This window comes from Prevotella sp. tc2-28 (assembly GCF_900107705.1).
Lineage (GTDB): Bacteria > Bacteroidota > Bacteroidia > Bacteroidales > Bacteroidaceae > Prevotella.
Genome location: NZ_FNRE01000016.1, coordinates 55,790 through 70,921, shown reverse-complemented (window position 1 = coordinate 70,921; position 15,132 = coordinate 55,790). Strand labels below are relative to the sequence as shown.

General features: G+C 45.9%; 12 protein-coding genes. 5 read left to right on the top strand and 7 right to left on the bottom strand.

Features of this window, described 5'->3' with window-relative positions; genetic code table 11:
* From BLU47_RS12940 to BLU47_RS12925, 4 genes are all read left to right on the top strand, one after another.
* On the top strand, positions 1 to 512 hold a 512-nt coding region (locus BLU47_RS12940; protein WP_143025577.1), incomplete at its 5' end, for a TlpA family protein disulfide reductase.
* Between the two features lie 13 nt (positions 513 to 525).
* The gene (locus tag BLU47_RS12935; RefSeq protein ID WP_176780589.1) at positions 526 to 2,073 is read left to right on the top strand and encodes a TlpA family protein disulfide reductase; all 1,548 of its coding nucleotides are present in this window, start codon (positions 526 to 528) and stop codon (positions 2,071 to 2,073) included.
* 2 nt (positions 2,074 to 2,075) lie between these two features.
* Complete coding sequence (locus tag BLU47_RS12930) at positions 2,076 to 3,170, top strand: peroxiredoxin family protein (RefSeq protein WP_176780588.1); 1,095 nt, start codon at positions 2,076 to 2,078, stop codon at positions 3,168 to 3,170.
* 12 nt (positions 3,171 to 3,182) lie between these two features.
* Complete coding sequence (locus tag BLU47_RS12925; RefSeq protein ID WP_091963609.1) at positions 3,183 to 4,721, top strand: TlpA family protein disulfide reductase; 1,539 nt, start codon at positions 3,183 to 3,185, stop codon at positions 4,719 to 4,721.
* Between the two features lie 228 nt (positions 4,722 to 4,949).
* Here BLU47_RS12925 and BLU47_RS12920 read toward each other — a convergent pair whose 3' ends face one another.
* The 5 genes from BLU47_RS12920 to BLU47_RS12900 all read right to left on the bottom strand — a co-directional run bounded on the left by BLU47_RS12920 (position 4,950) and on the right by BLU47_RS12900 (position 10,965).
* Positions 4,950 to 6,782, bottom strand: a complete 1,833-nt coding sequence (locus BLU47_RS12920; protein WP_091963606.1) for a hypothetical protein — start codon at positions 6,780 to 6,782, stop codon at positions 4,950 to 4,952.
* A 397-nt stretch (positions 6,783 to 7,179) separates the two neighbouring features.
* A complete protein-coding gene (locus tag BLU47_RS12915; RefSeq protein WP_091963627.1) occupies positions 7,180 to 8,244 on the bottom strand; it encodes a DUF6371 domain-containing protein in 1,065 nt (354 codons plus the stop codon).
* Complete coding sequence (locus tag BLU47_RS12910; RefSeq protein ID WP_091963603.1) at positions 8,237 to 9,739, bottom strand: DUF3987 domain-containing protein; 1,503 nt, start codon at positions 9,737 to 9,739, stop codon at positions 8,237 to 8,239. Before BLU47_RS12910 ends, BLU47_RS12915 begins: the two co-directional genes overlap by 8 nt.
* A complete protein-coding gene (locus BLU47_RS12905; protein ID WP_091963600.1) occupies positions 9,732 to 10,064 on the bottom strand; it encodes a DUF3853 family protein in 333 nt (110 codons plus the stop codon). The genes BLU47_RS12910 and BLU47_RS12905 overlap by 8 nt, the downstream gene beginning before the upstream one ends.
* A 256-nt stretch (positions 10,065 to 10,320) precedes the next feature.
* Positions 10,321 to 10,965, bottom strand: coding sequence for a hypothetical protein (locus BLU47_RS12900; RefSeq protein WP_091963597.1), 645 nt, complete (start codon positions 10,963 to 10,965; stop codon positions 10,321 to 10,323).
* Between the two features lie 297 nt (positions 10,966 to 11,262).
* Here BLU47_RS12900 and BLU47_RS12895 point away from each other — a divergent pair, with 297 nt between their 5' ends.
* The gene (locus tag BLU47_RS12895; protein WP_091963594.1) at positions 11,263 to 12,705 is read left to right on the top strand and encodes an AAA family ATPase; all 1,443 of its coding nucleotides are present in this window, start codon (positions 11,263 to 11,265) and stop codon (positions 12,703 to 12,705) included.
* Positions 12,706 to 12,778: 73 nt separating this feature from the next.
* On the opposite strand, the gene BLU47_RS12890 is transcribed toward BLU47_RS12895, so the two are convergent.
* Together BLU47_RS12890 and BLU47_RS12885 are read right to left on the bottom strand one after the other, a co-directional pair.
* Positions 12,779 to 14,272, bottom strand: coding sequence for a tyrosine-type recombinase/integrase (locus BLU47_RS12890; protein WP_091963591.1), 1,494 nt, complete (start codon positions 14,270 to 14,272; stop codon positions 12,779 to 12,781).
* A 335-nt stretch (positions 14,273 to 14,607) separates the two neighbouring features.
* Positions 14,608 to 15,087, bottom strand: a complete 480-nt coding sequence (locus BLU47_RS12885; protein ID WP_091963589.1) for a hypothetical protein — start codon at positions 15,085 to 15,087, stop codon at positions 14,608 to 14,610.
* Between the last annotated feature and the right edge of the window lie 45 nt (positions 15,088 to 15,132).

Here is a 15,132-nt window from a genome sequence, read left to right as displayed (position 1 = left end):
GCGTGAAAGCAGGAGAAGCGTGGTACGGAATGACGATGGGACTCAAGGCAATGGGCGTTGACATGAAGTCGGAAAAGAAATCCTTCAGCCCTGCTGAGGGCGAGAAGTTCGTGGACTTCGCCGTCGAATACAATGGCAAAACCACCCGCCTCAGCGACTACGTGGGCCGTGGCAAGTACGTGCTCGTCGACTTCTGGGCTTCATGGTGCGGCCCATGCCGAATGGAAATCCCCAACATCATTGCCGCCTACAACAAGTGCAAAGACCGCGGCTTGCAAGTCATCGGCATCGCCGCATGGGACAAGCCCGAAGACACGCTGAAAGCCATCAAGGACGACGGCGTGCCCTATCCGCAAATCATCAACTCGCAGGAGATTGCCACCAGTGTCTACAATCTCCAAGGCATTCCTCATGTCATCCTTTTCGCTCCAGACGGCACCATCCTCGCCCGAGGACTACGTGGTGAGGACATCAATAAGAAACTCGAAGAGATATTCCCCGATAACAAATGAAACGAAACAAAATATGAACAAGAAAACCATCATCACCATCCTGCTCGCCCTCGCCGCTGTAGCGGCGCAGGCGCAAGAGCCGTTCTTCTGCACAGATTCGGCAGTTGTCCGAGGACGTATTGTTGACTATTCACCGGCGATGGGCTTTCAGAATCTGACGGCACAGGTGACGGACATCTTCACGGGAGAGTTGAAGACAGCGACTGCAGAGATACGGGAAGATGGGACGTTTGAGAAGCGGCTGTTGTTGCATCATCCAATCCTCAACTGGTTTTACACAAGCGAAATATATATCAGCAAGCAACAAGTGCCTTTCTACCTCTGTCCAGGTGACACATTGGACATCACGATATGTTTCCATGACGGCGATGTTCCCGCTTGCATATATGGAGGCGGACACTCCGCAGAAGTTGCACGACTGCTAAAAGTCAGAAACGACCATCTTAGCCTGCTAAAACTCTGTCGTTTCTTTGAAGGTGACATCGAAGCCTATAACGCTTTTGCCGACTCTCTTTATAGTGCTTGGCAACAAAAACTTGACGCCTTAGCTGATACACACCACTTTACCTCTTTCGAACGTCGGTTGGCACAATGCAACATGGCGGCAGTCTTCGGGACCGCCTATCTCAGCTATTTCAGCCATATACAAGACAAGATGGCGCAAAATGATCCTGCGGCTCCATACACCGCAGGCAATGCCATGATGGAACGGCTTAGCCTACCTGAAACATATCCTCTTCTGAGGCGGTTGCCTAATAATGATTCCCTCATGCTTGCCTCCAAATTCTTTCAATTGTATTTGAATGCCCTCGAGTTTTCTGCACCTCTCCGCTATCCCTTGTTTGTCAAACGAGGGATAGCATGGGGAAGCAGCAGGGATGAGGTAACGGAGCAGCTGTCATTGCTTCGCGACACAGGGCGGAGGTTGTTTGCTTCTGAGAACGACGTGTTGCCAATACAGTTGTTGCAGCTCCATTGCATCAACGAGGCTATTGGCGAATGGTTGGAAGCAGGAACGGCAGAAGAAGATTTCCGTTCGACGCAATCCTTCCTCACACATCCGACACTCCAAAAGAAAGCTCAACAGATTCTTAACGAGCAGGCTGATATGGATGCCACACTCCCCTTGCCAGAAGGTGATGCCGCACACTTCGTGAAAGATATCCTTGCCCTATACCCTGGTCGCTATATCGTTCTGGATTTCTGGGCAATGTGGTGTGCACCCTGTAAGGCTGAGATTAGGGCGACAAAGGAATTCCGGCATCGTCTGCATGAACGTTCGGATGTCAAATTTGTGTTTCTGGCCAATGAGCGCAATCCTAATCGCGAGGATTACCTCGCATTTGTCCGAGAGAATCTGAAGGGGGAGGAAAACATTGCTATTGACGACAACCGTTTCCATCAACTCCAAGAGTTGTTCGGCTTCAATGCCATTCCATTCAATGTTACCCTCACGCCCGATGGACGGATTGTCCGAGACGGTCTCCTTCTATGTGCTGCCGAAGCAGGGTACGACAGATTCATTCTGATGTTGGAGGAAATGAAAGCAAGACTCGAATGAACATGAACAAGAAAACCATCATCACCACACTGTTCGCCCTCGTAGCTCTTACATCAAAGGCGCAAGTGAAAAGTCATGTCATCGGTTCTGTAGCAGAGGGAACCACACCTGTGGAACTAGTCATCTATCGGGACGGGGAAGACCCGAAAGACAGCAAGCTACGACCAGTGTTGAAGGATAGACACTTCGAGTGTGATGTGGAGGATGCACAGATTGAGCGCTGGCACATCGTGGACCTCGGCGAGGTGATGGAGAAGGGCATGACCCTCCGCACAGGAGAATTCTTCGTGGAGGGCGGCGCGACCGTGACCATCCAGCTCGACGGCGACAAATTCGACATCCAATCCACAGGCAAGGAGTATCAGGCGTGGCACGCTATGGAGCAAGCTGCCGAAGAGAAGTTCATGTCTGCCTATGAGCAACTGGACGATAACGACAAGCAGAAGATGGCGGAACTGGAGGACGAATACCACGAATGGACGCTCGACTATTACAAAGCACACCCGATGCTCGGTTTCCTTTTCGAACTCGACGGGCGGCTCAAAGGTTTCCACTTCAATGACACTGGCCTCGCCGCTATGCTTGACATTTACCACCGCCAATACACCGCGCTCTATCCTGACCACCCCGTGCATCAGCGTATCGCCGAGCAGGAGGCTGTGGGCTATCAGATTTGCGGGCTAAAGTATAACGACTACGATGTGCGCACGATGGACGGCCAGCAAGTTCGCGCCTCTGAATACTACAAGGACAAGTTGACGCTCGTCAGCTGTTGGGCCTCGTGGTGCTCGCCCTGCATCCGCGACGCCTGCGACATCATCCCCATCTACAACGAGTACCACAATCGTGGTCTGAACGTGTTCAGCCTCGCCCACGAATTTAAGACCACCGATGCCATGCGCAAGGCCATCGAGCGTCACGCCTTCCCTTGGCCCTGCCTCGTTGACCTTGATGACGAGTTTGATGTATTCCGTAAGCACGGCACTCAAAATAGTGCCCTGTTCCTCATCGACCATGACGGCACCATCATTGCCGTGCCTAACAGCGTAGAAGAACTGAAAGCGAAGCTCGAAGAGATTTTCCACGATAACAAATAAATTTAAATTAACATGAACAAGAAAACCATCATCACTTTCCTGCTCGCCCTCGTCGCAATGGCGGGACAGGCACAGACAATACCACAAGACTGGTTCAAGACCGATACTGTCACCGTGAAAGGTCGCATTGAAGGTTTCGATGCTGAACGGTTTGGCTTCACATCAATGACGTGTTATCTCTATGACGTCATGGAAAAGGATAATAATACGTTGGTAATGGACATCAACTCTGACGGAACCTTTGAGAAAAGTTTTTCCATCAATTATCCCATGCGCCTGAAGTTTAAATCCTCTGGGGAATCGAAGGTTGGTTTTTCTGAGATTCCGTTCTTCGTCCGTCCTGGCGAGACCGTCGATATTACCGTCCGACTCAACGAGCAAGGACAATATGAGTGCTACTATAATAGCGGAAGCAGTAAGGACGTGGAGCGCTGGCTGAAATCAGACTTGCAGTTACAAAAGATGTGCAGCAGGCTCTACGATTTCAAAGGCGAATTCGACGAGGCTAATAACATTGCAGAACAGTTGTGGCATGACATGTTGGAACGCATAGATACGGTGAGCCGCCGTGACAACTTTACGCCTATGGAAATGCAACTGGCACAGGCTGAAATGCAGAACCAATTCGCTTTCTCCCTGATTGATTATGCTTTTGAATATGCAGATAGGCTGATGCCCTGGCAACAGCAAGCGGATGGCAGTTGGCAGCAAATAGTGACCGACAGTGCTGCACTCCGCCCTACAATGGACGTGAATAACTACAGGTTACTGAAGCGCGTTGATTTTGACAACCCACTGCTGATGACGGACCAATTATATTATTTCACCCTTAACCGCGTACAATGGGCACGGCCCAATAAAGAATCCACACTGTCGGGTGTGGCGGGAATCAAAGACCGATTACAGAAGTCCTACGCCGCCTATAAGCAGCTGATGGGTATTGACCATCTTACGCTGACGGCACAACTGTGCATCTACATGTGGATGCAGCAGTCATACGACGAATGGAAAACGTATGAGAAAGCCTTTCCACTCTATCTTTCGTCCTTCACTCACCCATACATCCGCCAAAAGGCTGAACAATTCTATCAAAGAGAGATGGCAAAGACGGAACTGACCTCTCCGCTGCCAAATGGATCAGGTATAGAAATCATACGTAATATCATTTCCAAATACCCAGGTCGTTATTTGATGATTGACTTTTGGGGAATGGGGTGCGGCTCATGCCTGATTTCCATTCAGAACAGCAAAAATCTACGAGCAGAAATTGCCAAGCGCGACGATGTGAAACTCATCTTTATTTCTTATGATAACACCGCTGGTGGAAGTGATGCTTACAAGAAATTTGTAGCTGAGTGGCTGGCCGATGAAGAGACAATTTGTATTACCAATGCCGATTTCAGCCGTCTGCGGGAACTATTCCATTTCAATGCTATTCCTCACTACGAAACCATTACCCCCGACTGCCGCCGTGTCCGCGACGACTTGCGCATCAACGGATATGACAACTTCGATTACGAACTTCAAAGGTTATTAGATAAACTCAAATAACTCTCGTGACCCATTCACTTTATGTCTAACTTTCAAAAAAAACAGTAAGGATTATGGAGAACCCGACATTACCTACCAACTGGCTGGCAGCGGCGAAACACCTAATGGTGTCCCTTGGTGGTATGGCGAGGGCGGCTATATCCCTAAGATAGTCTGAAAGATTCTTCGAAATAAGATAACGACTCCTGCGCCAGTCATGATGACTGGTAGCAGGAGTTTCTTATTCAATCATAGCCCACGGCCATTGCCATAGGTACGATGATTTAGTTCCCTTGTTCGTAGTTCTTCAAGTGCATCAAAGGTTCCGTCACGCCAATAATAATTAACCTTGGGACTGGCGACATTCCAGATTTCCTCACATAGTTGTATCCTGTCACCACCATCAAAGGCGAGGAATGCTTCAATGATATTTGCCTGTTTTTGGTTTAGATGGCGTTGATTTTGACAGTTGCCCATTTCTACCAGAGCAATGACGGCAGCGTCAAAGAGCTGGTCACGCTTCTGATGGTATGACTCCCAGGTTCCATCAGCAATTTTCAGGGCGTCATCGTATAGAGGCTTCAAGGCTTTGTCATCAAGTTCCAAATCTGGATCAGTCTTAGCCAGCATTTTCGCAAAGTCAAATGCATCATTGACGTATGTCTTACGACCTTCTGTTGTTTTCTCAACACTCATCGCCTTTAGCAAGAAATCCTTCAAGTCCTTGGTAAACTGCTTTAAACCTGCCTTCCACTGGTCAACGATAATCTGGACTACCTTCTTGAAATTCAGGCTGCATGCAGCAAATATGAGTTCTCTTAAATCTTTCAATCTTTCACACAAAGCGTTATTGGCTTCCTCGGATTCTTTCAACTGGTCGCCTAACCACTTGATTCTTTCGTCCTTAGTCACTTTTTGCCCATCCTTGGAACCGCCAGACCAATAGATGGTGTTCCCCTTCTCATTGATAGCATATCGCTCTTTGTCAATAAGACCGGCATGTACCTTTTTCATCTCGGCTATCTCAGCATCATGCTCAGCCTTTGCTTCGGCTTTTGCTTTGGCAACTGCTGCTTCCTTGTCTGCCTTAGCCTTAGCAAGAGCAGCATCCTTGTCCTCTTTGGCTTGAATCTCTGCCTTCTTTTTCTCCTTTTTACGAACCTTTGCCAATTCCTCCCATGTGACAGGCTGGTCTTTCTTGTTACCGCTTGTCCAAACATAGGGATAGCCATTCTCATCAACAGCGGTTGTTGCTTGGCGGAGTTCTTCTTTGTGGATAGTTCTCTCTTCTTCAATTGCTTTCCTTACGGCTGGGCTAAGGCCAGAATGGAGCAACTTGTCTAATATGGAAGCCTGAGCCATGTCCGCTATTTCTTTCTTCTGTTTCTCAATCTCAACCTGGTTTTTCTTTTTCTCTTCCTCCTGTTTTTGGATGATGTAGTCGTTACGCTCCAGGTGCTCGGCTCCTGTCTCTGACTTTCGTTTGCCACGTTCCATCTCCAATGTCTCAGCCGCCATGTCTTGTAATTCTTCCATGTCTTTCTTACCAAGTTTAAAGGACTTTCCCGTTTCGTGGTTCATCCAATCCCAAATGATGTGCGCGTGAAGATTAGGTTGCCAGGTTGAAGGATCATCAGGGTTGGTGTAATGGCCTTCATCCTTATGGATGTGTATCTGGATGGCTCTGACTCCCCATCTTTGACGCACTTTCTCAGTGTACTTTAGGAGGTCAGACATTGTGGTATCAGGCTTGATGTTGACAACACTCTCACGGATGGGACTGCTGCCGTTACGTTCTTTGGGCTTACCATTCTTGCCAATGACAGTTACCTTCTTCTCCTGCATGGCCCGACCAGTCTTCTGCTTTACCATGGCTTTGATGGCCTCATAGTGCTGCTGGAGGGTGACACCCTTCAAGTCGGGTACCACATACGATTCATTATTATGACTCAGTTCGGTACGCACATACAAAGTGCGTGGGTTCAGCGAGGCGATATAATCAGCGTCCCGCCTGTTATGACGTTCACTCTGCTCGATGTTGCAGGGCTTTACGTGGTCGGATGCTTTTGCTGTTGTACTCATATCAAATTACGATTTTATGAAAATATGAATTTATGTAATTACTGTTTTACTGTAATTCAGAAATTTGTAGTTTCTACTATTCTTTCAAAAGGGGTATCGGGGTGGAAACCCTGATTGGAGGGTGCAGGGAGAGAGTCACTTCCTGCTCAGGGTTCTTAGGGGCAGATGCCACTGAGCGAAGAGTCCAGAGAGAGGGTCACTCTCTGGTCAGGTTGCAGAGGGCTGACAGCCCTTGCCAGGGTTTCGGGGCAGCGTCCTGAACGGGTCAAGGGCAGAGCCTTGTAGGTTCTTAGGGCAAAGCCCTGAGTCCCTCGGAAGAGCCCACAACTACGAAAGCGAAGCTCGTAGTTATAGTGGGCTATATCAAGGGCAAGCCCTTTATCTCCCTGCACGCACGTTACGGCACACCATCCTGAGGTTCCTCATCATTACAGACCTCCAAATCAAGTTTCTCCACCAATAGTCCAACGGCAGGATTTCGACTTATCATGTCTGCCAGGATTTCATGAGCCGTTGGCTTCATCAGGAAGAAGTCTGCCACATCAAGACCCTGTTCACGTTGTTCATCCGTAGCTATTTTCTCAATCACGTCAGACATGATTACACGTTTGCAAATAGGCTTTAACATCTGAGATTTTTTCTGCCATTTCTCCCACCCACCAAGGTCAGGTATAAGGATAACGGTTCTTCCTTTCAGTACTTGAACAGCATTCTCGTTAAAGCACCCATCCTTTCCTCCTGTAGCCAGCCATAACAGATCGCGCATGAAATGAGTCATGATAATGGCAGTCTTCTCACTCTCCACCAAAGCGACTGGTGCAGTTGGCCTTTCATGAAGAAGATGCTCACCAAACAGGCATTGTACCAGATGGAAATCCGCTATCTTCAATTCAGAGTGCGCCCAAGTGACCTGACTTTGGGGTTCCTTTATCCGATGGCCAGTCTTGCTGTCATAGCCCATCAGTTTGCCTGCCCTCACATTGCCATTGGCGTCTATCTGCCAGAAGACGGTACATCCTCCCCATTTGTTCCCTGTTCCTACAAGATACAAGCGGAAGATACGCTTAACCTCATCTTCGCCGATAACACCACAGAGGTATTGGTAGAGAGGGTTCTTTGTCTTGTATGCTGACAGGCTTTTGCTGACAAATACCATAGGGATGAAAGAAGGTTCAACGGACTTGGGCTCTTCTTTCCCTTTCGTTGTTTCCACCTTATTATATATAGGAGTGTCGTCGTCCCAATCCTTGGGCTTCATATCAGGATTATCATGAAAATAGTCTTTGGGAGTATAGTGGTACCCGCAACTGTTCTCATGGTCACACCTGCCTACATAGTTTGGGAACTTAATGATACCCTGATCATCGACATAGTGAACGAGACAACGTAGCTTCTTGCACTGGGGACAAGTAAGCTTGCTGTTAGGACGATATTTCTCCAGATGGAATCTGTAATCACTCATCCTCGCCTCCTTCCTGTGCACTGTCTGCACTTTGCACTTCTGCACTTTGCACTTTCCCTTCACCGCCATCTTCCGAACTATCGGAGAGTGCAGAAGTGCAGAGTGCAGTTGTGCAACGCTTCACTACCTTCTCGTAAACGCCTTGTTTTACCTTCTGTAATACAGGAGGTGTGGTCTCGCATAGTCTTTTAAGGGAAGAAAACACTGTACGACGTGATACGCCAGTCCTTTGTCCAGCCTGCTCTGCCTCGGATGAAGTGAAGGTGTCACCAACCATAGCCAGCCAACGATCCTGGTTCCTATTGGGCTCGTCCATCCCTGAGAGAGCATTTACTCGCTTGTAGGAGTCCTCAAAGTATTCTATCAACTGGATTGCGCCTTTGACGGAAGTGATGTCGATACAGTCCATCTGGCATTCACCTGCAGCCCATCGCATCACCTGAAGGATCAAGGCAAGACGTGCAGCATTACCGTTGAGCTTTACTTTCCGGCTCTCCACCTCATTGTCATCCTCGATACCATTTACTTCATCAATGATGCTGTTGTTCCAATTATAGAAGTAGGTTCTGGCTTCTTCTGAGAAATCCAATACTATAGGTTGGGGTGTTACTCCGTCCTCGCTCAGCGGACAAGGAATATTCAACACCTTATTAATATAGTAAGACCATTTGCTCATAGTGTCAGGACGTTTCTCCTGTTCGATGCCAATCTGCCACTTGGGAATCTTCTTGTTCTTGGGGAATACAAACAGGAAACGGTCTGTGAGTCCGTTGGCTACATATTCCTTTCGGAAGATCTCGTCAAGGAGATTGGTCTGGATGCCACCGATCAAGTTAATGCATGGGTGAGGAATGCAGATAGGAAACACCTCAGACTTACGGACAGCCTTCAACTGCTGTCCGCTATAGGCAGAGAGCAGATCTTCTATCAAATTGCTCTTCGTGCTGTATCTCTTGACGGAGTTGAATAGTGATACGACCTCATCTACCAGCAGAACAATACCACGAGGATTATCATAGTGGATGCTCAGCATAGCCTCCTGAGTGAAATCAGATATAACCGTCTGCATAAGGCGAGGCTTCTCTATCGGTTCCGTCGCATCTCCGTCTTTCTTGACTGCCTGTTGCTGGGCATAGGCATCATACTCCTTACGTGCTTGTTCGAGCAGTCGCTGGTCATAGTCGCGGATAGGGAAATAGAGAAAGCCGAGAGGGGGAGTCTTGCCAAGACCGGGCCTGCCAACCAATATCATGTAGAGGAAGCAAGCGGTTACCCACTTGCCTTTTATCCTCACATGATAGGTGTTGCCAATAGCTGTAGCAAAGGCTGACAGCATAATGGCTACCGTGTACTCCAGATTGAAGTTCTCGTAGTTCACCAGCTCGAAGGCAATCTTCTGAAAGACATTCGGAAACACGCCCAGAGGAATTCCTGTCTTAGCCACATCAAATACATCGGCATGTATCTGATTAGCCAGTTCGTCAATGTCAATCATTACGCTCTTCCTCCTTCCTTTCTGCTGCTAATTCAAGTGCCAGGTCTACGTCGATAACAATCTTACGTCCCAACTGCGAGATTGCCTTGTCTATTATACCACTCTTCTTAATACGATTGGCAGTTGGGATGCTACAGCCAAAGGTCTCAGCAATTCCTTTGATACCATAAGCCAGTTTACGGTCTGGCGATGGCATAGAAGGCTCCGGCTTCTTGTCTTTGTCAAGAACACCAAGGTTATTAAATAGGAACGCGAGTTCCTCACCGCTCATCATACAGACAGGAGTCTGCAGGAGCTTTTCAATTGAGATGATTTTTTTATCCATGAAATTCTGTTTTTATTGTGTGATATTAAAATTTTCTGATGCAAAATTAGAAAATATCTTTCAATGTCACAACGATAAAAACGATTGATTTTCAGAGTGTTACACGAAGTACATCAAAGTACACTGAAGTTTACTGAAGTTCAGCGAAGTACATCAAAGTACATTGGCCAAAATGTGGCTGACTAGTGGGTAAAACGCAAAAAATCCACAAACTTTGGGCTTGCGGAATAAATAATATTTGAATAAAAAAGTATGGCTAATTTTGCTGAGTCTCTGATTTATCTATCATTTCTTTTAGTTTATCTTCAAGGAGTTTATTTATTGTTTCCATGATTTCCTTTGAACAATTTTTTTCGTTATTTGCATTAGAATAGTTGGATTTAGTACCCTTAATGGCATCTTCATGAGGAAATAGTCGTCGGGCATCTGTATATCCAGGATAATTATTAAGCCAATTGGGAGCACTTAAAGCACATTTAAATGCACGAGCAGCAAACGTACCACTCTTTTCTTGGTCAAACAGGCTTTCAAATACCTCATAGATAGGTGATTGTTTATAATCTTTCCTGACATACTTTTGCACGAACTCTTCCTTTAGGGCATTTCTCTCAGAATCACAGTCTGGAGAGATGCCCTTTTTCGTCTTCAGACGGAACAGGTACCACAGAAACCGGCTTAAAATCTCGCTCAGGGGTGTTATGAAGATAGAGAATACCATAGATACACCAAATCCCACAAACAAGATAATACATATAAGCAAGACTACCTTCATAATAGAAGACGTTTCACCAATAATACTCATTGTGAAATTATATCCCGCTACGCACAGAATGATAAAACAAAGGGCATAGCATATATACATGGACACAGTCCATGCACGATCATTTATCCATTTACTCATTCCCGTTCACTAATACCTTTATAATAAGAGTGGCTAACACGACAAAGGTGAAAGCCACATATAACGCTTTTATAGTGTGAGTGGAGCGACAAAGGCTTCCACTGGCACTTTTTGCGGTGCAAAGGTAATTATAATATTACAAACTTGCAAATTTAAGAGCTTTTATTTGGTCATACAGGTGTAAGAAGAAGCCTTAGACGAGTCTTACAAAAAGTTAAACAGAATAGAATAAAGACGTTTTATTTTGCTGCAAACGATATATTTTGTATCTTTGCAGCAATTTAAAACGATATTCTTATGAGCTCAATCATTGGCAGAGATACAGAAATCAAAGAGCTTGTCGAACTCTACAATAGTGACAAGTCAGAGTTTGTAGCGGTATATGGCCGTCGGCGTGTTGGCAAGACTTTCCTTATTGATGAAGCATTAAAGGGTAAAATCACCTTTCGCCACGCAGGACTTTCGCCAGTTGACGAGGAAGGAAAGAAGAATAGCCTGAAAGACCAGTTGAAACACTTCTACTTCTCGCTGCAGATGCAAGGCATGAAGAAAAGCAAATGTCCGTCATCGTGGATGGAGGCATTCTTCATGCTCTCTCAGTTGTTGGAAGCCAAAGACAATGGAAAGCGGCAGGTCGTGTTTTTGGATGAACTTCCCTGGATGGACACTCCCCGTTCAGGTTTCATCACTGCCTTTGAGGGATTCTGGAATACTTGGGGGTGCCATCGAGACAATCTGATGCTCGTTGTCTGTGGCTCTGCTAATTCATGGATGCTCGACAATCTGGTAAACAGTCATGGTGGACTATATGGCCGTACAACATATGAGGTTAAACTAAGTCCATTTAAGTTGGGAGAATGCGAGCAGTTTCTAAAGAAGAAAGGGATTCGGATGTCACGTTACGACATTGTACAGAGCTATATGGTTCTTGGCGGTATTCCCTACTATTTAGGTTACATGAAGAAGGGCCTAAGCCTTGCTCAGAATATTGACCTGTTGTTTTTTGAAAAGGATGCCAAATTGCGCAATGAATATGACCGACTGTTTGCCTCTGTCTTTTCCAATCCAGAGCAGATGAAGCGTATCGTTGGTTTCTTGGGAACACGACGCATGGGCTACACCCGGCAGGAAATCCTCTCCAAAGTAGGACTTGACGATAATGGTCTATCAAGCAAGATGCTGAAAGCGCTCGTAGCAAGTGACTTTATCCAGCCATATGTGCCTTTTGGCATGAGTAAGCATAACGAGCACTATAAACTGACGGATCCATTCTGCCTGTTCTATCAGAAATTTGTAGAGGGATGTACTGAGATAGACCCAAAATTCTGGATTCACAACGTAACGTCTCAGAGTGTCAGTTCATGGAGAGGATTCGCCTTTGAAGAGGTGTGCCTGTCACATGTCCGTCAGATAAAACAGGCTATCAACATCCTTGACGTGTCATCAAGCCAATCCTCCTGGGCATTAAGAGGCGATGACGACACAGAGGGTGGTCAGATAGACTTGCTCATTAATCGTAAGGACAATGTGGTGGATATGTGTGAGATGAAATTTTACAATGAGGATTATACCGTTACAAAATCCTACCACGCTAAACTTGTACATCGCGAGAATTTGCTGCAAGAGCTACTGCCCAAACGCGCCTCTGTCCACCATATACTCGTTACGACATATGGGTTGAAATACAATGAACACAGTGGCATCTTCCAGCATGTAATAACTATAGACCAGTTGTTTTAAGAGTATAAGAATAGTGCTTTATTTTGCTGCAAATAACATATTTGATATATTTCCAGCAAAATAAAGCACCATTCTACTTGTCCAAAAGCAGACTCAACAACTCTTCTTTCGTCATTGATTCTTTAACCATTTTGACTAATTCCTCTTTGCTGAAATCCTTCTGACGCAGGGCCTTCAATTCTTCGAGATTCAGTAAATAGGAGTTATACTGCATCTGTTCCTCAATGGGATAAGGTGAGATATAACGCTTGGTTATCTGCCCCGTGTTACCCACAGAATGGCCCATAGCAAAGCTGATGTAATCCATTGGCACCTTCGCACGGCTCATATTAGTAGCAAAACTATGACGGGCAAACGTTGATGAAGGTTCTATCTCCCATTCCATAATCTTTGCAATCTTCTTCACTCTGTCTGCCACATTATGATTCTCTTGATGTATCTTGTCCCTGGCCTTCTTGCTATCAGGGTCGATACCTTCACCAAGCAGGAAGGGGAAAAGCAGCTCACCTTTCTTGGCTGGTGTAGCCCAATCGTTCAATATCCTTTTCAGCGGAGGTATGATAGGGATGATTACCTCGGAACCAGATTCAGAATGATCCTTCGTCTTATGGCGGTAGAAACGGAGCGCCTTATGCTCAGAGAAGTCATAGTAGTCTTCGTAGCGGAGCAAAGCCAAATCATAGAGATTGCAACCATTGCAAAGATATTGGGCAAGGAACATGCCAAGGCTCTGTTTCATCTGCTCAGGATGCTTATAAGTTTTAGGGATTATACCATCCGTATAAAACTCATATAGTTCTGTCATTTGCTCAACCGTCAAGAACTCTGCCTTGCGTGAAGAGCCAGACGGAATCTTCACTTTCATCGGGTCTGTAGCACTGAACGGATAGTCCTTCTCACGCATGTAGCCATTACTGATACAAGCCTTGAAGACCACTCGGATAGCACGGAGGTAGAAACCGATGGTCGTCTGCGTGTACCCCATCTCCTTCATATAGGCAATCCACGCCTTAATCATAGCCACATCTACATTATAGCCATCCTTAGCATCATAGACTTTGCTCTTGATGAAACAGTCTCGTGCATTACGATAGGTCTCTGCCGTACTGGCTTTCTTCTGCGATATAACTTCATTCCACAGTCCAATAAACGAATTGGCATAAGGTGTAGCACCTTCATCCGAATTGCCATAGGAGGAAATACGCCCGGTAATGACGGCACGGATATTATCAACAGATTTCAGTGTTCCCTTGTTATACATATCTCGTACAAGATCAACATACTGGTTGTAAAGCTCGACCAGCCTGTTCCTGTCGATGAAGTTCTGGCTCTGATTGCCACCACGTCCACGACCATCAGCTTTACTGATGGCATCAAATTCATCTACTGTATATTTGTTACCCAAATGGAAGAAGTATCTACTGCCATTCACGGTAAAACGGATGGATGCATGGTATTTGCCATTGTCGTCTCTATATCTTGTATCAAGAGTAAGCGAAATGGTGCAATTTCCCATTGTCAGCGACTCCATGTTGGGTACCTTTTCCCTCTTCTTTCTTTCAGTCATTTCAGTCATTTTTATCAAATCTGAACAAATTTTGGTTATCTCAATTCACTTAAATCTTCTGAAACCCCTTTATTTATTGACAATCCGTCTGAACAAATTTTGGTTATTTATTCTCGTAATTAAGCAAAATCATAGAGTATCATAAGATACCGCAAAATTACTAACTTTCTATGAATCAACCAAATAACTATAAAGTAAATATCACAAAATATTACATTTTTTAACTGTTAATCAGGGGGTCGTTGGTTCAAGCCCATCCTGAAGCGCCAAAAAGAAAAGGAGTTAGACAAAATCTAACTCCTTTTTCTTTGCTATCTAAACAAATTCGGTTATCTTTACTTTTTTTCCTTCTTTGGTTCATAACGTACTGTAAGCGTTGGTGTGTAAGTATTCTCCAGGATGACGGAGATGAAACCGTCTGAGGTATCAAAATTAGCAATCTTATGGTCGTCTTTCAAGATAGGACAGTCAGGCCATGCTCCCAACTCTTTCTCCAATCCGTCACGAATCTGTTGCCAAAGCATACGCGTACTGTCATTGCTACTAGCCAGGTAACTCTCTTGGATAACCTGCAGCTTGTCACCCGTAAAGGCTGCAAGCACACGAATGGGTTCCTGCGAGGTGGCGAAGACCACCGTGCGTCCACTGTCAGAAGCAGCACTGTCGATGGCAAAGCCACGTGCCGTCATGGAATCTACGAACTGAGCTACTGGCATCGTGAATGCCAGGCCGCGATAGTTAAAGGGAGTCTTCTGTTCCTTAGAACAGGCGACAAAGGCCACAAAGGCCAGAAAGAATAATGTAAGGTTCTTCATAACAATAACAATTTGGAGGCAAAGGTACGGAAAAAAAGAAAGAGC